The following is a 17,548-nucleotide window of genomic DNA, read 5'->3' on the forward strand; positions in this document are numbered from 1 at the left end:
GATGACCCACCGCATTCTGATCCTCGGCGGAACCACCGAAGCCCGGCAACTGGCTGGAAAACTGGCAGCCGGTTACTCGGTGATGCTGTCGCTGGCGGGCCGCACCGAAAGCCCGGTGACGCAGGGCGTGCCGGTACGCAGTGGAGGGTTTGGCGGCGCCGATGGTCTGGCCGCCTATCTCAAGGAGACAAGCATCGAGCTGCTGATCGACGCCACGCATCCCTACGCGGCGCGAATTTCCGCCAATGCGGCGCAGGCCGCGCGCATGGCTGGGGTGCCGATCGTCGCTCTGCGCCGTCCCGGCTGGGAGCCTGTCGAGGGCGATCGCTGGACGCAGGTCTATACGACAGGCGATGCCGTGCAGGCGCTTGGACCGGCGCCGCGCCGTGTATTCCTGGCTCTCGGCCGGCAGGAGGTCGCGGCTTTCGAAGCCGCGCCCCAGCACCACTATCTCATCCGCAGCGTCGATCCGGTCGAGCCGAAGCTGGCAGTGCCCGATGCCACCTATCTCCTGGCGCGCGGGCCGTTTCGCGAGGCGGAGGAACACACGCTGCTCCAGCGGCACGGCATCGACATCGTCGTATCCAAGAACAGCGGCGGCGCGGCGACTTATGGCAAGATCGCCGCGGCGCGGGCGCTTGGCCTCGACGTCGTCATGGTGCGCAGGCCTGTGCTGCCGGAGGTTCCTTCGGCTGCGACCGTTGATCAGCTTGCCGACATGGTCGATCATCTTGTCGAGCCTGCCGCGGAGCGCGGCGTGTAGACCAGCGCCGGCCTGTTACCGCGCCTAATGATCCGGGTTTCCGGCGAACCGATGATGATGCAGGTTGCCATGTCCGCCTTGTCGGCATCGGCATCCGCCAGCAGGAACACCTCGATGCGCTCGTCAGGCCGGCCTGCGGCGCGGCCGAAGATGACGGGCGTGGTGCCCGGCAGAATGGCTTTCAGACATTCGAAGGCGCGGCCAAGCTGCCAGGGGCGCGCCTTGCTGATGGGATTGTAAAGCGCGATGACGAAGCCGGCGCCGGCGGCCGCCAGCAGGCGCAGTTCGATCAGGTCCCATGGCTTCAGATTGTCGGACAGCGAGATGGCGCAGAAATCATGGCCGAGCGGTGCCCCGATGCGGGCAGCGACAGCGAGCATGGCGGTGACGCCAGGCACGATTGCGAGGTCGATGGCGCGCCATTCGGAGGGGCCGGCTTCGATCGCCTCGCAGACGGCCGCCGCCATGGCGAAGACGCCTGGATCGCCCCCGGAGACGACGGCGACATTGTGACCTTCGGCCGCCTTCGCCAGCGCCTCGTTGGAGCGGGCAAGCTCTTCGCGATTGTCGGAGGCGATGCGGGTCTGGTCCGGGCGCAATTCCAGCCGGTCGAGATAGGGCTTGTAGCCGTAGAAGAAGCTTGCCTCGGCGACGGCGTGGCTCGCCTGCGGCGTCACCTGATCGGCGTTGCCAGGTCCGAGCCCGATGACAGTGAGGCGGCCGCTCATGCGCCACCCGCCGACGCGACAGGGCGTCCGGACCAGCCGGCAACGAGCACAATGGCGAAATAGGGCGCCTTGTCGTCCGGCTTGTCGGTGAGCCGCATCGAGACGCTGCCCGGCATGGTGCCGCGCTCGACATAGACGGCGCGTGTCAGCTTGCCGGTGGCCTCCAGCGCCCGCCGGATTTTGGGCAGGTTGCGGCCGACCTTCATGATAACGGCGGCATCGGTGTCGGCGAGGCGCCGGGTCAGTTCGAACTCGCTCATCGTGCCCGGCAGCACGGTCAGCACGTCGTCGCCCTGGACGATCGGCAGGCCGGTCGCCGACCAGCAGCCCGACATGGCGGTAACGCCGGGAATGACCTCGGTCGGAAAACGATGGGCGAGGCGCACATGCAGATGCATGTAGGAGCCATAGAAGAGCGGATCGCCTTCCGACAGCACGGCGACCATCCTACCGGCATCCAGATGACCGGCAACGGTCTCGGCGGACTCCTCGTAGAAGGCCGATATCTGCGCGCGGTAATCGTCGTGATCCTTGTCGATCTCCGTGGTCACGGGATAGAGCAACGGCAGTTCCAGCATGTCGGGCCGGAAGCGCGTTTCGACGATGGCGCGCGCATTGCTGTTGTTGCCGCGCTTGGCGAAATACGCCACCACATCGGCCTCGGCCAGCGCACGCGCGGCCTTCAGCGTCAACAGTTCCGGGTCGCCGGGACCGGTACCGACGCCGACCAGGCGGCCCCTCGAGCCGGTTTTGGGGAGCGCGTTCACAGGCCGGGCCTCGCGAGAGAATTGAGGGCTGCCGCGGTCATGGCGCTGCCGCCAAGCCTGCCGCGCACGATTGCATAGGGTACGCCGTAGGAATTCTGCGCCAGCGCGTCCTTCGATTCGGCGGCACCAACGAAGCCCACCGGCATGCCGATGATGGCGGCCGGTTTCGGCGCACCGTCGCGCAGCTTCTCCAGAAGATAGAAGAGTGCGGTCGGCGCATTGCCGATGGCCACCACCGAACCGGCGATGCGCTCGCCCCACAGGTCGATCGCGGCGGCAGAACGTGTGTTGCCGATCGTCCTGGCGATTTCATGCGTGCGCGGGTCGCGCAAGGTGCAGATCACCTCGTTGCCGGCAGGCAGACGGGCGCGGGTGACGCCGTGCGAGACCATTTCGGCGTCGCAGAAGATCGGCGCGCCGGCGGCAAGCGCGGCCCGTGCGGCGGAAACGAAATCGCTGGAGAAGACAAAATTCTTGGCGGCTTCCACTTGGCCGCAGGCATGGATCATGCGGACCGCGACATCGGCCTCTGCTTCGGAAAAGCGCGCGAGATCAGCCTCGGCGCGGATGATGGCAAAGGAGCGTTCGTAGATCGCCGTGCCGTCGTGGATGTAGTCGTAGGCGACCATTGTCATTCCTGTCGATAAGCCTCTGCGATGCCGGCCGGCCCCAGCCTCGTCAGGCAGGCGGCGGCGGTCTCGCCCTGATAGCGTGCGCTGCGGATTGCCGCCGCGACGCGGCCGATGCCGCGCGCGGCGTCATAGCCCGGCCTGTAACCGGCAGGAAGGGCCTTTGCCGTCGCGTTCACGACAAGTCCGGCTCCATTTTCGCCGCCGACCACGGTCAGCGCCGCTGGGCCGGGATGCGCGCAACCCTTGGCGCAGCCAGAAACATGCAAGGTGAAGTCAAGACTATCGGCGTTTTCGGTGGCGATCGCCTCGGCAATGTCGCGCGTGGCGATGCGGCCCGAGGCGCAAGCCGGCGCGCCGGGACAAGCAGCGATGCGCGTGCGCGGGTCGGTGGGGGCGGTGACGAAGCCGAGGGTGGCGGCTGTTTGCTGGAGGGAAGGATTGGCGGCTGGTGGCTGGCCGAGGAAGAGCAGGGCGCGGCCCGGGGCGAGGCGGATTTCTGACGTGCCGAGAGTGACGGCGCTTTGAGCGAGGGCGATGAGCCTTTCGGTGGGCATGCTGCCGTAGGGGAGACCGATGCCGAGGGCGTGGCCAGTGTTCAAGTCGAAAACGCCAATCGGCGAGCGAGGGTGCTCTACGGCGCCCCCCTCTGTCCTGCCGGACATCTCCCCCACAAGGGGGGAGATTGGCGGTTCGGGCGCCGGCTCTCCTTCTGCATCCCAGGAAATTGGCAAAGGCGAGCGTGAATGAGCAATCTCCCCCCTTGTGGGGGAGATGTCCGGCAGGACAGAGGGGGGCGCCGTAGAATGCCAACTTGCGAGAGACGCTATTTGCCTCTCCGATAAATCCCGTGTGTGCGCTTCGCGGCCTTTTTCAGCCACCATCCTAAGCGCTGCGACGGCCATGTCTCTAGCGGCATGCGCGTTGACCTTTGCCAACACTTTCGCATTCCGCCCCTCACCGGCCACCGACACCCGCCAGCGGATTCCCGCCTCGGTGCTCGCCGCCTTCAGCCGCACGTCGGCCGTCACAGCATCCATCGTGAGTTGCCCGCCACCGTCGACAACGACCGAAACCTTCGGCCCGAGCCGCTGCGACAGCCCGGCGTCCTCGACCGCTTCCCTGATCCGATCAGCCAGCGGCCTGGGGTCGGCGATCTCCTGCGGATCGATGCCGGCCAGTGGTCCGGTCTCCACTGGTACGCCAGTGCGGACCACAATGCCCAGCGCATCGACTTCCTTCGCCAGCAGGGTTGCACTTTGCGTGGTCAATCCGCGTATTTGCAAGCTGCCGCGCGCTGTCACTTCCATGATGCCGTTGCCGTGCCGCAGGGCGGATTCTGCCAGCCCGATCAGAAGCTTCGGCGACAATCCGCCAGAAGATGGGCCTCCGGCGACCGGGTTGAGCCGCACCAGCAGGCCGTCGCCGGTCTGCATCGGCGCCGAAAGGGCCGGGCAGGCGCCGCGGCGGGAGTAGGCGTTCATGCCGCCAACTCCCGTGCCTCGGCAATCAGTGCCGCGAGGTCGTCGTCGATCGAATTGCGCAAGGGATGCCAGAGGCCTCGCCGTCGCGCCGACAGGAGGCGTTCGGCAATGGCTTTCGCGGCGGCCGGGTTTTCGCGCAGGATGAAGGCGCGGACGCCCGCATCGCCGAGATAGGCATCGTGCACGGCGTCTATCAGCGCGCCCGGTATGGCCTGCGTGGTTTCGGCGAAGCCAACCAGCCGGTCGACGGTTTCGGCGAATTCCGAGGCGCCGCGCGGGCCGTGGCGCATCTGGCCCGCTATGAAGCGGGCGTTGACAGCGCGGGCGCGCACGACGCGCGTCACAGCCTCACTAAGTGAACGCGGCTTCGGCCTCTGCGGGTCCGTCGTGTCCAGCACGATAACGTCGGCATTCCTGCCAAGCGCTGCAAGGGCGGCCGAAAAGCCGCCGATAAAGGCGACATCGGCGGAGCCTTCGAGGATGTCGCGGCCGGGATCGTCGCCGGTGTGGACGAGAAGATCGGCCTCGGCGATGCGGTTCTCGAAAGCGCCGGGCGCGGCGATCCCTTCACCGCCGGCGCCGCCATAGGCATGCGATGTGGCATCGAGATAGGCGCGGCCGATTTCCTCGCGCGCCGCCCAGTCGCCGCTCGACAGGATTTCCTCGACGCCAGCGCCGTAAGTGCCAGGCGAGGTGCCAAAGATGCGCGGGCTGATCTTGCCCTCGGCGCGGGTCCTTGCGGCGAGCGGATTTTCCGAATCGTCCTCGTCGCGCGCGGCAACGGCGTTGGCAGCGGCATCGATCAGCGCGATCTGGGTCGGGAACATGTCGCGGAACAGGCCCGATATGCGCCAGGTGACGTCGACGCGCGGGTGGCCAAGCGCTGCCGGCGCCAACACCTCGATGCCGGTGACGCGGCCTGTGGCGGCATCCCATTGCGGGCGGCAGCCCATCAGCGAAAGCCCCTGCGCGATCTCCTCGCCGCCGGTGCGCAAAGACGCCGAACCCCAGAGGTCGATGATCAGCGAGCGCGGCCAGTCGCCATGCGATTGCATATAGGCGCGCACCACTTCCTCGGCGGCAGCCTTGCCGATGTCGTAAGCCGTCGGCGTCGGCATGGCGCGCGGGTCCGACGTGAACAGGTTGCGGCCGGTGGGCAGAACGTCGGAACGCCCGCGCGCGGGCGCGCCGGCCGGGCCCGCGGTGACATGACGACCGTCGAGCGCGGCAAGAAGGGCGGCCTTTTCGGCCTCGGCGCTTTGCCGGCGCATAAGGTCGGGCTCTTCGTCGGGCGCGCGGCCGTAGACATGCAGCCCATCCTTGATAGCGAAATCCTTCAGGTCGCAGAGCCAGGCATCGATGCGGCGCAGGGCCTCGTCCGGCGCGTCGGTGCGGGCAACGCCGGCCTCCGCGGCGAGGCCCGTCGTCTGCGCGGTTTCGACGATCAGACTGGCCAGACGGTCGCGGCGGCGGCGGTCGAGACCGTCAGCCTGGGCGTATTCGTCGACCAGCCGTTCGAGCCTGTGCTGGTTCTTGTCCAATCCGGCGCCGGTGAGCGGCGGCGGCAGATGGCCGAGCGTGACGGCGGCGATCCGCCGCTTCGCCTGCGCCGCCTCGCCGGGATTGGAGACGATAAAGGGATAGATGACGGGCAGGGGACCGGTGACGATCTCGGGGAAGCAGCTTTGCGAAAGCGCAACCGTCTTGCCCGGCAGCCATTCCAGCGTGCCATGCGCGCCAACATGGATGAGCGCATGGACGCCGAGCAATTTGCGCAGCCACAGGCCGAAGGCGAGCAATGCATGGCGCGGCGGCAGCGTCGGGTCGTGATAGTCGGCGCGGCGGTCGGCCGAGCGGCCGCGGTCTGGAGCCAGCGCCACGGTGATGTTGCCGAAGGTCGCGGCGCGGAAGGGGAATTTGGCGGCGGGCAGCGCTTGAACACCCCCATCTGTCCTGCCGGAGATCTCCCCCGCAAGGGGGGAGATTGGCAGTTTCGACGCTGGAGCTACTCTTGCAACGTTGGAGATTGGCGAAGACAGAGATGACGGCGTACTCTTCCCCCTTGCGGGGGAGATGTCCGGCAGGACAGAGGGGGGTGCCTCGCGCAAACCTGTCTCGCCTTCGGCTTTGCCCCAAGCTGCTTCTACGGCAGCAATTGCTGCGCCCGGCAATTCCGTTAAGAAGGCAAGGTACTCATCCAACTCCAACCCAGCCTTGCCGCGCTCCAGCGCATCCACCAACGCACGCGACGTTTGGGGAATTCCCTCAACCGCATAGCCCTGTTCCTTGAGGTCGTGCAGCATCGCCAGCACGCTGGACGGCACGTCCAACCCGACCGCATAGCCGGTGCGGCCGGGAGCGCTTGGGTAATCGGGGATCAGAATGGCGAGCTTGCGCTCGGCGCGCGGCGTTTCCCGAAGCCTGATGAAGGCCGCGACCCGGTCCGCCACCTGTTCGACGCGATCGGGCTCCGGCCGGTTGGCAAAGGCGCGGTGGCCGAGCGCCGGGTCGGTCTCGCTTTCGCCCTTGAACGAAACGGCGCCGGCGAGGATGCGGCCGTCCAGTTCGGGCAGAACGACATGCATGGCGAGGTCGGCGGGCGCCAGCCCGCGCTGGTTCTTCTCCCATACGTCGCGGCGGGTGGTGGCGACGATGACCTGGAAGACGGGAACGCCGGCGCGGTCGAACAGGGTTTCGACGCCGGGTTCGGCGCCGGACGCGAAAGCGGTCGCGGTGATGATGGCGGCGGGCTTGAGCTGGGCAATCGCGGTTTCAACAAAAGCCAGAGATTCCGGGTCTTTCAGGCTGGAGACGAAGATGGGGACGGGGAGCATGTCGCGCTGCCGTAGCGCCTCGAAAAGCGCGTCGATCGGCGCGACATCGGCGGCGAGCAGCATCGAGCGGTAGAAGAGGATGGGAATCACGGGTGGGTTGACGTTGCCGGCGTCGAGTTCCGTCACACCCCCCTCTGTCCTACCGGACATCTCCCCCGCAAGGGGGGAGATTGCTCTTTCATCGACGATTTCGCCTATCGCGGATGGTCGAGATAAATCCCTGTCCAAGGGGACAGAAGAGGAGCCGGCCTTGATGACAGCCGATCTCCCCCCTTGCGGAGGAGATGTCCTGCCGGACAGAGGGGGGTGTGAAGGATCGTCAACATTCGATAAGTACGGCTTCTCCACGACTCCGCGCCCCGGCTCATAAAACCCGGCTTTCGGCACGCTTACCGGCTCGGCAATCTCGCCATCAGACCCCGCCAACCGCGCCAGCCTGCGCACCAGCGCGCTCATATTGGCCGGGCCGCCCTGGCGGAAATAATTGAGCAGCCCGTCCAGTTCCTCGCGCGGCAGCGTCGAGGCTTCGATCAGCCTGATATCCTCGTCGTGGCTTTCACCGGGAAGTAGTGCCAGCTTTATGCCGCGCTCACGGGCAACCACGGCCAACTGGTCGCAGCCGTAGCGCCACCACTCGTAACCGCCGAGAATACGCACCAGAATGACTTTGGCGTGACGGGCGACGCTGTCGATCCAGAGGTCGACGGACATGGGGTGGCGCAGGTCGCGCAGCGCGGCCAGCCGCATCGTGGGCAGCCGATCGGCGTCGCCTTTCCAGGCCGCTGCCAGTCCGGCCAGGTCGCTGTCCGTGAAGGACAGCGCCACCATTTCCGCCGGCGTCTGCCGCAGATCGACCGGCTCGGCGAGATCGTCGAGCGAGGCGGATGTGGTGGTGAGGATGTGCATCGCGGTCGGTGTTGCCTCAGCCGGCGAGGATATGCTCGATCGCCGGGCGGTTCAGCCCCTTGAGGCCGATGACGACCAGGCGCGAGCGGCGGTCGTCGTCAGCCGTCCAGGCGCGGTCATAATAATGATTGACGCGCGGACCGACCGCCTGCAGCAACAGCCGCATCGGCTTGCCGCCGACCTCGACGAAGCCTTTCACCCGCAGCACGTTCTCCTGTTCGGCGGCGGTCGCGACGCGCTTTGCCAGGTCGTCCGGGTTGGCGATCGAGGGGATGTCGACGATGAACGTATCGAAGTCGTCGTGCTCGTGGTCGAAGGCGCCGTCATGATGGGACTTGCGGTTCTCGATGTCGTCCTCGACGGCGAGGCCTAGCCCGAGCAGCACGGACGGATCGACCTTGCCATGAGCCGTCGGCACGACCTTCACGGCGCGGGCGGAGTGTTCGCCAATGATGGCGTTGGCGCGAGCCGAACCTGCGGCATCCATCAGGTCGCTCTTCGACAGGATGATGAGGTCGGCGCAGGCGATCTGGTCCTCGAACACCTCCTCGACGGGGTCGTCGTGGTCCAGTGTCTGGTCCTGCGCGCGTTGCGCCTGCAGGGCGTCCATGTCGTTGGCGACGCGCCCCTCGGCCAATGCCGGACCGTCGACCACGGCGATTACGCCGTCGACTGTCACCCGGCTCTTCACTGTCGGCCACTGGAAGGCCTGGACCAGCGGCTTGGGCAGAGCCAAGCCTGAGGTCTCGATCAGGATGTGGTCGACCTTCGGCGTCAGCGACAGGATCTGGTCGAGCGCCGGGACGAAATCGTCGGCGACGGTGCAGCAGATGCAGCCATTGGCCAGTTCGACGATGTTTTCCTCCGGGCAGGTGTCGATGCCGCAGCCCTTGAGGATCTCGCCGTCGATTCCGATGTCGCCGAATTCGTTGACGATGATGGCGATCCGCTTGCCGCCCGCGTTCTCCAGGAGATGGCGGACCAGCGTGGTCTTGCCGGCACCCAGGAAGCCGGTGACCACGGTACAGGGGACGCGGGAGAGAGTGGCGGCGGAAACTGCGGCGGTCATGATCAGTCCTTCAGCATGTCGAGGGGAGGAATGCGGGCGACGAGGCCGCGCTTGAGGGAATCCGGGCGACCACGCCACGGAATGAGGCCGTTGGTCGAAGCGGCGAAGAGTTTCGCGCCGGTGACGAGATCGGCGCCGCTGGCGATGTTCAGGTCGCCGAAGACATAACTCCAGCAGCCGTCGCGAAGAATCGCCGCACTGAGACGGCGCTTGCAGTTGCCGAGGCATTCGACGGTGCGGACACGGACATTGTCGGCCGTTGCGGCTTGGCGCGTATCTTGAGCCAAAACTTCGCCGGCGCGGGGATGGGCATCGGAACCGGTCTCGTCGCGGCAGGAAGCGCAGATGATAACAGTGACGCCGGCCAAGGCGTCGCTATCGCCAGACAAGTCGCTATCGCCAGACAAAATGTCCGCTGTTTCAGCCGGGAAACTGCTGTCGCGTTCCAAATCGGGCTCCTTGCCCGGAAAACCCGCCGGGCGATCGGATTCTTATGTCTCAGACGGCAGGTCTCCTGGCTCGCGGGTCATCGCCTTCGTGCCGCCTTCCCGGGACCGTCCCAGTGGTTTTCGGCCTTGGCTCGTCGCTTACAGTTGCGGGGACAGCCGCGGATTTGAAATCGAGATTTCGCACCGCATTCCCTCTTGGCTCCTCCCTTTGCCGAGAGGAGACCGTCTGGAATGGATTTAGGCTCTTGCAGGCGGCGGTGTCAACGCGCGTCTACGACACGGCAATGTCGGCGAGCGGCTGCCCAAGGTCGCCGGCGGGCGTAACCTCGATCCGTTCGAGGCCGAGCCAGCCCTGCATCTGCGTCAATTCCTGGAAGAGTTGCGCGGCGGTTTCAGGCGGCGCGCTGGGCTCGGCATAGGCCGCGTGGACGCGTAGCACGCTGGCCGGCCGGTCGGCCTTGAGGTCGACGCGCGCCACGATCCTGTCGCCGAGCAGGAACGGCAGGACGTAATAGCCGTATTGCCGTTTTTCGGCAGGGGTGTAGATTTCTATGCGGTAGTGGAAATCGAACAGCCGCTCCGTGCGCGAGCGCTCGAAAACGACCGGATCGAACGGCGCCAGCAAGGCGCGGGCCTCGATTTTTCGTGGAATACGGGCCTCCTTATGGAGGTAAGCCGGTTTGTCCCAGCCCTCGACACGCACCGGCACCAGCTCGCCTGTTTCAACCAGCTCCTCCAGCCGGCCCTTCATGTCGGCCGGCGACAGGCGGAAATAGTCGCGCAGGTCGCTTGCTGTCGCGACGCCATGAGCGCGGGCGGATATCCGCAGCAATTCCCGATGCGCGTCCTCGGCAGACGGCACCGGCAGATCGAGGATCGCCCGCGGCAGTACGCGCTCGGGCAAATCATAGAAGCGTTCGAAGCCACGGCGGTGCGCGGTGGTGATGCGTCCTGCCCAGAACAGCCATTCGAAGGCATGCTTGGCGTGGCTCCAGCCCCACCAGCCGCCGGATCCTTTCTGGCCTTCGAGCGCGGAAGCGGCGATCGGGCCGCGCTCCGCGACCTCGCGGTAGATCTCTTCTATATAGGCGGCGTGCTCACGGCCCCATTTGGCCAGGCCCAGATACATTTCATCGCCACGCTCGGCGCGCTGCATGCGCCAACGCATCAACGGATAGGTCTCGACCGGCAGGAAGGAAGCCTCGTGCGCCCAGTATTCGAAAACCGTGCGCTTGCGCGTGACGGCGGCGTTGTCGAGCAAGGCGAACGGGTAGGGACCAAGGCGCGAATAGAGCGGCATGTAATGAGCGCGCACCACCGCGCTGACGGAATCGATCTGCAGCAGGCCGGTACGCGAGAGCACGCGGGCGAAGTGGCGTCGGTCGGGCGTGCCGGCGGGGCGGGGATCAGTGAACCCTTGGGCGGCGAGCGCGATACGCCGGGCCGTGGCAAGCGAGATCTTTTCCTTCATTCGGATGCGACTCTGATGGCTTGTTGAGCGTCGTTCGGACAGTTGATTCCGGCCATGCTAGCAGGGTTTTGGCGGCAACTCTGTCAGGAGAGAAAAGTGGAGTAAAAAGCGAAGGAAATCAAACAGGAGCGGATCGGACCAGTTTCTTCCCTTATGCCGTCCAGGCCAGTGTTTTGAACAAGGTTTGACTTGCTTCGCCGGAAGCGCTGCGCTAACCCTCGCCGCGTTGCAGCAAAGGCCCCTTAAAACGGTTCAGCGGTTAAACTGTCACGCTTCCGCAATAGGGTCTGGTGCTGTAATCAAAATGGATTGGCGCCAACGGAAAGCCGCAGCATGAACGCACTTCTCAGTTCGTACCTGCCCATCGTCCTGTTTATCGCAGTGGCGGCGGCTGTCGGCGTCGCGCTTATCGTGGCGCCGTTCCTGGTGGCCTATCGCAATCCCGACCCGGAAAAGCTTTCCGCCTACGAATGCGGGTTCAACTCGTTCGATGACGCCCGTATGAAGTTCGACATCCGCTTCTACCTGGTGTCGATCCTGTTCATCATCTTCGACCTGGAAGTGGCCTTCCTGTTTCCGTGGGCGGTGTCGTTCTCGAAAATCGGCATGCTCGGTTTCTGGTCGATGATGGTGTTTTTGGCGGTGCTGACCATCGGCTTTGCCTATGAATGGAAAAAAGGAGCGCTCGAATGGGATTGAGCGACAGTTCCGGCACGCTCGTCGCGCCGAAGCCCAAGGGTCTGATCGATCCCAATACCGGCAGGCCGGTTGGGTCCGATGATCCGTTCTTCCTCGAAATCAACAATGAACTCGCCGACAAGGGCTTTCTCGTCACCTCGACCGAGGCGCTGATCACCTGGGCGCGCAGCGGCTCGCTGATGTTCATGACCTTCGGCCTCGCCTGCTGCGCCGTCGAGATGATCCACACCTCGATGCCGCGCTACGATTCGGAGCGGTTCGGTGTTGCTCCTCGCGCGTCTCCGCGCCAGTCCGACATCATGATCGTTGCCGGCACGCTGACCAACAAGATGGCCCCGGCGCTGCGCAAGGTCTACGACCAGATGCCGGAGCCGCGCTACGTCATCTCGATGGGCTCCTGCGCCAATGGCGGCGGCTATTACCACTATTCCTATTCGGTGGTGCGCGGCTGCGACCGCATCGTGCCGGTCGACATCTATGTGCCCGGCTGTCCGCCGAGCGCCGAAGCGCTGCTCTATGGCATTCTTCTGCTGCAGAAGAAGATCCGCCGCACCGGCACGATCGAACGGTAAATCCATGGCCGCATCCCTGAGCGAACTGTCGACCTATCTCGGCGAAAAATTGATTGGCCGCGTCAATGAAGCAGTGTTCGCCTATGGCGAACTCACCATCCATGTCGAGCCGCGCGATCTGATCGAAGTGGTGACTTTCCTGCGCGACGATCCGCGCTGCCAATTCATCTCGGTCATCGATGTCTGCGGCGCCGATTATCCGTCACGGGCCAAGCGCTTCGACGTCGTCTATCACCTGTTGTCGCCGAAGCAGAACGTGCGTATCCGCATCAAGGTGCAGGCCGACGAGGAGACGATGGTGCCGTCGATCACCGGCGTCTATCCCGGCGCCGACTGGTTCGAGCGCGAGACCTACGATCTCTATGGCGTGCTGTTTTCGGGTCACCCCGATCTGCGGCGCATTCTCACCGATTACGGTTTCGACGGTCACCCGCTGCGCAAGGATTTCCCGCTGACCGGCTTCGTCGAGGTGCGTTACGACGACGAAGCCAAGCGCGTCATCTACGAGCCGGTGGAACTGAAGCAGGAATTCCGCAATTTCGATTTTCTGTCCCCGTGGGAAGGCACCGATTACGTGCTGCCAGGGGATGAGAAGGCAAAGCAGTAATGGCCGAAACTTCCGTCCGCAATTTTAACATCAACTTCGGACCGCAACACCCTGCCGCGCATGGTGTTTTGAGATTGGTTCTGGAGTTGGACGGCGAAGTGGTCGATCGTGTCGATCCGCATATCGGGCTCTTGCATCGCGGCACCGAGAAGCTGATCGAGCACAAGACCTACCTGCAGGCAGTGCCTTACCTCGACCGGCTCGATTATTGCGCGCCGATGAACCAGGAGCATGCCTTCGCGCTGGCCGCCGAGCGCCTGCTCGGCATTGAGGTGCCGAAGCGCGGCCAGCTGATCCGCGTGCTCTACTGCGAGATCGGCCGCATCATGTCGCACATCCTCAATGTGACGACGCAGGCGCTGGACGTCGGCGCGCTGACGCCGCCTCTGTGGGGCTTCGTCGAGCGCGAAAAACTGATGGTGTTCTACGAGCGCGCCTCGGGCTCGCGCATGCATGCCGCCTATTTCCGTCCGGGCGGCGTCCACCAGGACCTGCCGCAGAAGCTGCTCGAGGACATCGGCAAGTGGATCGATCCGTTCCTGAAATCGATCGACGACCTCGATCAGTTGCTGACCGGCAATCGCATCTTCAAGCAGCGCAATGTCGATATCGGCACGGTTTCGCTGGCCGACGCCTGGGCCTGGGGCTTTTCCGGCGTCATGGTGCGCGGCTCGGGCGCTGCCTGGGACCTGCGCAGATCGCAGCCCTATGAATGCTATTCGGAGCTCGATTTCGATATTCCGATCGGCAAGAACGGCGACTGTTTCGACCGCTACCTCGTGCGCATGGAAGAGATGCGCCAGTCGGCGAAGATCATGCGCCAGTGCATCGATCTCCTGCTCGGCAAGGAAAGCTCAGGGCCGGTGTCGAACCTCGACGGCAAGGTCGTGCCGCCGAAGCGCCAGGCGATGAAGCGCTCGATGGAAGCGCTGATCCATCATTTCAAGCTCTACACCGAGGGCTACCGCGTGCCGGCCGGCGAGGTCTATGCGGCGGTCGAGGCGCCCAAGGGCGAGTTCGGCGTCTATCTGGTCTCCGACGGCACCAACAAGCCTTATCGCTGCAAGCTGCGCGCGCCCGGTTTCGCGCATCTCCAGGCCATGGATTTCCTGTGCCGCGGTCACATGCTGGCCGACGTCACCGCCGTCCTCGGCTCCCTCGACATCGTGTTTGGTGAGGTCGATCGCTAAATGTCAGTCCGTCGTCTCGCAGAAGCCAGCGTCCAGCCAGCATCCTTCGCCTTCAACCGGGCGAACGCGGCCGCGGCCAAGCAATGGATCAAGAAGTACCCGAAGGGCCGGGAACAGTCTGCGATCATTCCACTGCTGATGCTGGCGCAGGAACAGGAAGGCTGGGTCACCAAGGCCGCGATCGAGACGATTTCGGACATGCTCGGCATGCCGCGCATCCGCGGGCTCGAGGTCGCGACCTTCTACACGCAGTACCAGCTGAATCCTGTCGGCACGCGGGCGCACATCCAGGTTTGCGGCACCACGCCCTGCATGCTGCGCGGCTCGGAAGCGCTGATGGACGTGTGCCGCTCCAAGATCCACCATGACCAGTTCCACACCAACGACAAGGGAACGCTGTCGTGGGAAGAGGTCGAATGCCTCGGCGCCTGCGTCAACGCGCCGATGGTCATGATCTTCAAGGACACGTTCGAAGACCTGACGCCGGAACGGCTGGCCGAAATCATTGATCTCTACGATGCGGGCAAGGGGGCCTCGGTGACGCCGGGGCCGCAGAACGGCCGCACCGGCTCGGAGCCGGCCGCCGGCCTCACGACGCTGAAAAGCGAGAAGGCGATCCTCAAGTCGACCCGTGACAGGGAGGCCAGGGAAGCCGCCAAGGCCGCCAAGGCGGCACCCGACGCGATCATCGCGGCGCCGGTGCCAACGCCGGCCGCCACCCCTGTCGCGCCGTCCAATGCCAGCAAGCCGAAAACCGATGCGGCTGAAACCAGCCCGGCGCTGAAAACGCCGTCGCCGGCCAAGGTCGCGTCGGCAACGGAAAAAGCGGCGAGCGTCGCGGCTCCCCGCCACTCGGCGACAAACGCCAACAAGGCGGCGCCCGAGGTCGAGAAAGTTTTGAAGCCGCGCAGCGGCCCCCTGAACAAGGCTGAGCCGGCTTCCGCGTTCAAGTCGCCGGAAACCAAGCTTCCCGCCAAAGCGGCCAAGCCTTCGTTGGAAGACAAGAACCGGCCGGCCGGCATCGCCAGGCCGGTGCTGGTCGACGATCTCAAGCTGATCTCCGGCGTCGGCCCGAGGACCGAGAGCATCCTGCATTCGCTCGGCATCTTCACCTTCGCCCAGGTTGCGTCTTGGAAGAAGGCCGAACGGGAGTGGGTGGACAGCTATCTCTCCTTCCGCGGCCGCATCGAGCGAGACGACTGGGTCAAGCAGGCCAAGGCGCTCGCCAAGGGCGGCGTCGCCGAATATATCCGCGTCTTCGGCAAGAAGCCGGTCTGAGGGACGAACAATGCTTCAGGACAAAGACCGCATCTTCACCAACATCTACGGCCTCTTCGACAAGTCGCTGGCCGGCGCAATGGCGCGCGGCGCCTGGGACAACACGCCCGGCATCGTCGCCAAGGGGCGCGAGTGGATCGTCAACGAGATGAAGGCGTCGGGCCTGCGCGGCCGCGGCGGCGCCGGTTTCCCGACCGGCTTGAAATGGTCGTTCATGCCCAAGCAGAGTGACGGCCGGCCGAGCTATCTCGTCATCAATGCCGACGAATCCGAGCCCGGTACCTGCAAGGACCGCGACATTCTGCGCAACGATCCGCACACGCTGGTCGAAGGCGCCTTGCTCGCCGGCTTCGCCATGGGCGCGGTCGCGGCCTACATCTATGTGCGCGGCGAGTTCATCCGCGAGCGCGAGGCGCTGCAGCGTGCCATCGACGAGGCCTATGAGGCCAAGCTGATCGGCAAGGGCAACACTTCAGGCTACGATTTCGACGTCTATATGCACCATGGCGCCGGGGCTTATATCTGCGGCGAGGAGACGGCGCTGCTCGAAAGCCTCGAGGGAAAGAAGGGCCAGCCCAGGCTGAAGCCACCATTTCCGGCCAATGTCGGCCTTTATGGCTGCCCGACCACCGTCAACAACGTCGAATCGATCGCGGTGGCGCCGACGATCCTGCGCCGGGGCGCGGCCTGGTTCTCATCCTTCGGCCGGCCCAACAACGTCGGCACCAAGCTGTTCTGCGTCTCCGGCCACGTCAACAATCCGTGCACCGTCGAAGAGGCGATGTCGATCCCATTCCGCGAGCTGATCGAGACGCATTGCGGCGGCATCCGTGGCGGCTGGGACAATCTTCTGGCGGTCATTCCTGGCGGCGCCTCGGTGCCGCTGGTGCCGGCCGAGCAGATCATCGATACGCCGATGGATTTCGACGCGCTGCGCGACCTCAAATCCGGCCTCGGCACGGCGGCCGTCATCGTCATGGACAAGTCGACCGATGTCGTCAAAGCCATCGCGCGGCTGTCCTACTTCTACAAGCATGAGAGCTGCGGCCAATGCACGCCGTGCCGTGAAGGCACCGGCTGGATGTGGCGGGTGATGGAGCGGCTGGTGCGCGGCGAGGCGCAGAAGCGCGAGATCGACATGCTGCTCGACGTGACCAAGCAGGTCGAAGGCCACACGATCTGCGCGCTGGGCGACGCGGCCGCTTGGCCGATCCAGGGCCTGATGCGGCACTTCCGCGGCGAGGTGGAGCGGCGCATCGACGAATTTTCGCGCAACGCGCACCGGGCCGAGCCGGTGTTGGTGGCGGCGGAATAGAGAAGCATTGAATGGGCGATAGCCCGGAGCGAGAAGAACGGGGCGGGGCGAACGAAGAAACGACCAGGAGAATTCTATGGCGCCGTATTCGACACCCCACCCGTTGATGCCCAATTTGGACCAGATCGAGAAGATGAACCAGGACCTGACCAGGATGATGCCGAAGGAGATGGCCGGCGCCGTCAACCTTCTGGCGCACCCTGTCGCGGGCGCGGCGGCGATGTCGGCTCTGGGACTTGGGCTCGCCAACCACGCTTTCGGCGTCTGGTTGGGCGCGCTGTCGGGCGCAGCCGAGGCGTCGCAACGCCTCATGCAGCCGCTCATCGAGGATTTCGAGGCGCGCGTGGAACAATTCGAGGATGCGAGCCTTTCATCCACCAGAGCGCGGGCGACGGCCAAGACCCTGATTGCGGAGGCGCAGTCCTTCGCGCAGGAAGTCACCGACATTGCCGCCAGGGAGGCCGCCACCACGGTGCCGGCGGCACAGGCGGGGCGGTCAGCGGACGAGCTTTCGGATGTGCTGCTGCCCGAGGATTTCCGGCAGCCCAAGGCTATCGAGAGGCCGGCGAAGCCTTCGGATCTCAAGAAGATATCGGGCATCGGCCCGAAGCTGGAGACGGTGCTCAACGGGCTCGGCATATGGACGTTCCGCCAGATCGCCGACTGGTCGCCCGAAGAGATCGCCTGGGTCGACGACTACCTGTCGTTCAACGGCCGTATCGTGCGCGACGACTGGATTGCCCAGGCAGCCGCGCTCGCGCCTGCCGGCAAGGCCAGGAAATAGGGG

General features: G+C 65.2%; 16 protein-coding genes and 1 riboswitch. Of the genes, 8 read left to right on the forward strand and 8 right to left on the reverse strand.

Annotated elements, in window-relative coordinates; translation table 11 throughout:
* The first annotated feature begins 1 nt into the window (after position 1).
* Positions 2-763, forward strand: coding sequence for a cobalt-precorrin-6A reductase (locus LB541_RS24520; RefSeq protein ID WP_140648767.1), 762 nt, complete (start codon positions 2-4; stop codon positions 761-763).
* On the opposite strand, the gene LB541_RS24525 is transcribed toward LB541_RS24520, so the two are convergent.
* The 8 genes from LB541_RS24525 to LB541_RS24560 all read right to left on the reverse strand — a co-directional run bounded on the left by LB541_RS24525 (position 727) and on the right by LB541_RS24560 (position 11,100).
* Positions 727-1,491 carry a precorrin-3B C(17)-methyltransferase gene (locus tag LB541_RS24525; RefSeq protein WP_140521149.1) on the reverse strand — a complete coding sequence of 255 codons (765 nt, stop codon included), beginning with the start codon at positions 1,489-1,491 and terminating at the stop codon, positions 727-729. The two genes, LB541_RS24520 and LB541_RS24525, sit on opposite strands and share 37 nt — an antisense overlap.
* On the reverse strand, positions 1,488-2,258 hold the full coding sequence (locus LB541_RS24530; RefSeq protein ID WP_140521148.1) for a precorrin-2 C(20)-methyltransferase: 771 nt from the start codon (positions 2,256-2,258) through the stop codon (positions 1,488-1,490). Before LB541_RS24530 ends, LB541_RS24525 begins: the two co-directional genes overlap by 4 nt.
* Entirely contained in the window at positions 2,255-2,887 is a 633-nt protein-coding gene (locus tag LB541_RS24535) for a precorrin-8X methylmutase (protein ID WP_140495569.1), read from the reverse strand. The genes LB541_RS24530 and LB541_RS24535 overlap by 4 nt, the downstream gene beginning before the upstream one ends.
* Positions 2,888-2,889: 2 nt before the next feature.
* The gene (gene cobG, locus LB541_RS24540) at positions 2,890-4,371 is read right to left on the reverse strand and encodes a precorrin-3B synthase (protein ID WP_224619835.1); all 1,482 of its coding nucleotides are present in this window, start codon (positions 4,369-4,371) and stop codon (positions 2,890-2,892) included.
* The gene (locus LB541_RS24545; RefSeq protein ID WP_224619836.1) at positions 4,368-8,111 is read right to left on the reverse strand and encodes a cobaltochelatase subunit CobN; all 3,744 of its coding nucleotides are present in this window, start codon (positions 8,109-8,111) and stop codon (positions 4,368-4,370) included. The genes cobG and LB541_RS24545 overlap by 4 nt, the downstream gene beginning before the upstream one ends.
* A gap of 16 nt (positions 8,112-8,127) precedes the next feature.
* Entirely contained in the window at positions 8,128-9,180 is a 1,053-nt protein-coding gene (gene cobW / locus LB541_RS24550) for a cobalamin biosynthesis protein CobW (protein WP_140495572.1), read from the reverse strand.
* 2 nt (positions 9,181-9,182) lie between these two features.
* Complete coding sequence (locus tag LB541_RS24555) at positions 9,183-9,629, reverse strand: DUF1636 family protein (RefSeq protein WP_140495573.1); 447 nt, start codon at positions 9,627-9,629, stop codon at positions 9,183-9,185.
* A 37-nt stretch (positions 9,630-9,666) separates the two neighbouring features.
* Positions 9,667-9,871, reverse strand: a riboswitch (cobalamin riboswitch).
* Positions 9,872-9,900: 29 nt separating this feature from the next.
* On the reverse strand, positions 9,901-11,100 hold the full coding sequence (locus LB541_RS24560) for a winged helix-turn-helix domain-containing protein (protein ID WP_140664623.1): 1,200 nt from the start codon (positions 11,098-11,100) through the stop codon (positions 9,901-9,903).
* A 333-nt stretch (positions 11,101-11,433) separates the two neighbouring features.
* On the opposite strand from LB541_RS24560, the gene LB541_RS24565 reads away from it, so the two are divergent.
* The 7 genes from LB541_RS24565 to LB541_RS24595 all read left to right on the forward strand — a co-directional run bounded on the left by LB541_RS24565 (position 11,434) and on the right by LB541_RS24595 (position 17,545).
* Positions 11,434-11,799, forward strand: a complete 366-nt coding sequence (locus tag LB541_RS24565) for an NADH-quinone oxidoreductase subunit A (protein ID WP_140495575.1) — start codon at positions 11,434-11,436, stop codon at positions 11,797-11,799.
* Positions 11,790-12,371, forward strand: a complete 582-nt coding sequence (locus LB541_RS24570; protein WP_140495576.1) for a NuoB/complex I 20 kDa subunit family protein — start codon at positions 11,790-11,792, stop codon at positions 12,369-12,371. Before LB541_RS24565 ends, LB541_RS24570 begins: the two co-directional genes overlap by 10 nt.
* 4 nt (positions 12,372-12,375) lie before the next feature.
* On the forward strand, positions 12,376-12,978 hold the full coding sequence (locus tag LB541_RS24575) for an NADH-quinone oxidoreductase subunit C (RefSeq protein ID WP_140495577.1): 603 nt from the start codon (positions 12,376-12,378) through the stop codon (positions 12,976-12,978).
* The gene (locus LB541_RS24580) at positions 12,978-14,168 is read left to right on the forward strand and encodes an NADH-quinone oxidoreductase subunit D (protein ID WP_140639102.1); all 1,191 of its coding nucleotides are present in this window, start codon (positions 12,978-12,980) and stop codon (positions 14,166-14,168) included. The genes LB541_RS24575 and LB541_RS24580 overlap by 1 nt, the downstream gene beginning before the upstream one ends.
* Positions 14,169-15,446 carry an NADH-quinone oxidoreductase subunit E gene (locus LB541_RS24585; protein WP_224619837.1) on the forward strand — a complete coding sequence of 426 codons (1,278 nt, stop codon included), beginning with the start codon at positions 14,169-14,171 and terminating at the stop codon, positions 15,444-15,446. It abuts the gene before it with no gap.
* Positions 15,447-15,456: 10 nt separating this feature from the next.
* Entirely contained in the window at positions 15,457-16,761 is a 1,305-nt protein-coding gene (gene nuoF, locus LB541_RS24590) for an NADH-quinone oxidoreductase subunit NuoF (RefSeq protein ID WP_140521143.1), read from the forward strand.
* 76 nt (positions 16,762-16,837) lie between these two features.
* On the forward strand, positions 16,838-17,545 hold the full coding sequence (locus LB541_RS24595; protein ID WP_224619838.1) for an NADH-ubiquinone dehydrogenase: 708 nt from the start codon (positions 16,838-16,840) through the stop codon (positions 17,543-17,545).
* Positions 17,546-17,548: the final 3 nt, after the last annotated feature.

The organism is Mesorhizobium sp. BR1-1-15, from assembly GCF_020165475.1.
In the GTDB taxonomy this organism is placed as follows: Bacteria; Pseudomonadota; Alphaproteobacteria; order Rhizobiales; family Rhizobiaceae; genus Mesorhizobium.

Bases quoted from the DNA above. Each gene is read 5' to 3' on its own strand.
- LB541_RS24580 (WP_140639102.1), top strand. From the start codon at position 12,978: ATGGCCGAAACTTCCGTCCGCAATTTTAACATCAACTTCGGACCGCAA.
- LB541_RS24585 (WP_224619837.1), top strand. From the start codon at position 14,169: ATGTCAGTCCGTCGTCTCGCAGAAGCCAGCGTCCAGCCAGCATCCTTC.
- cobW (WP_140495572.1), bottom strand. From the start codon at position 9,180: ATGACCGCCGCAGTTTCCGCCGCCACTCTCTCCCGCGTCCCCTGTACC.
- LB541_RS24525 (WP_140521149.1), bottom strand. From the start codon at position 1,491: ATGAGCGGCCGCCTCACTGTCATCGGGCTCGGACCTGGCAACGCCGAT.
- cobG (WP_224619835.1), bottom strand. From the start codon at position 4,371: ATGAACGCCTACTCCCGCCGCGGCGCCTGCCCGGCCCTTTCGGCGCCG.
- LB541_RS24545 (WP_224619836.1), bottom strand. From the start codon at position 8,111: ATGCACATCCTCACCACCACATCCGCCTCGCTCGACGATCTCGCCGAG.
- nuoF (WP_140521143.1), top strand. From the start codon at position 15,457: ATGCTTCAGGACAAAGACCGCATCTTCACCAACATCTACGGCCTCTTC.
- LB541_RS24570 (WP_140495576.1), top strand. From the start codon at position 11,790: ATGGGATTGAGCGACAGTTCCGGCACGCTCGTCGCGCCGAAGCCCAAG.
- LB541_RS24535 (WP_140495569.1), bottom strand. From the start codon at position 2,887: ATGGTCGCCTACGACTACATCCACGACGGCACGGCGATCTACGAACGC.
- LB541_RS24560 (WP_140664623.1), bottom strand. From the start codon at position 11,100: ATGAAGGAAAAGATCTCGCTTGCCACGGCCCGGCGTATCGCGCTCGCC.
- LB541_RS24520 (WP_140648767.1), top strand. From the start codon at position 2: ATGACCCACCGCATTCTGATCCTCGGCGGAACCACCGAAGCCCGGCAA.
- LB541_RS24595 (WP_224619838.1), top strand. From the start codon at position 16,838: ATGGCGCCGTATTCGACACCCCACCCGTTGATGCCCAATTTGGACCAG.
- LB541_RS24575 (WP_140495577.1), top strand. From the start codon at position 12,376: ATGGCCGCATCCCTGAGCGAACTGTCGACCTATCTCGGCGAAAAATTG.
- LB541_RS24565 (WP_140495575.1), top strand. From the start codon at position 11,434: ATGAACGCACTTCTCAGTTCGTACCTGCCCATCGTCCTGTTTATCGCA.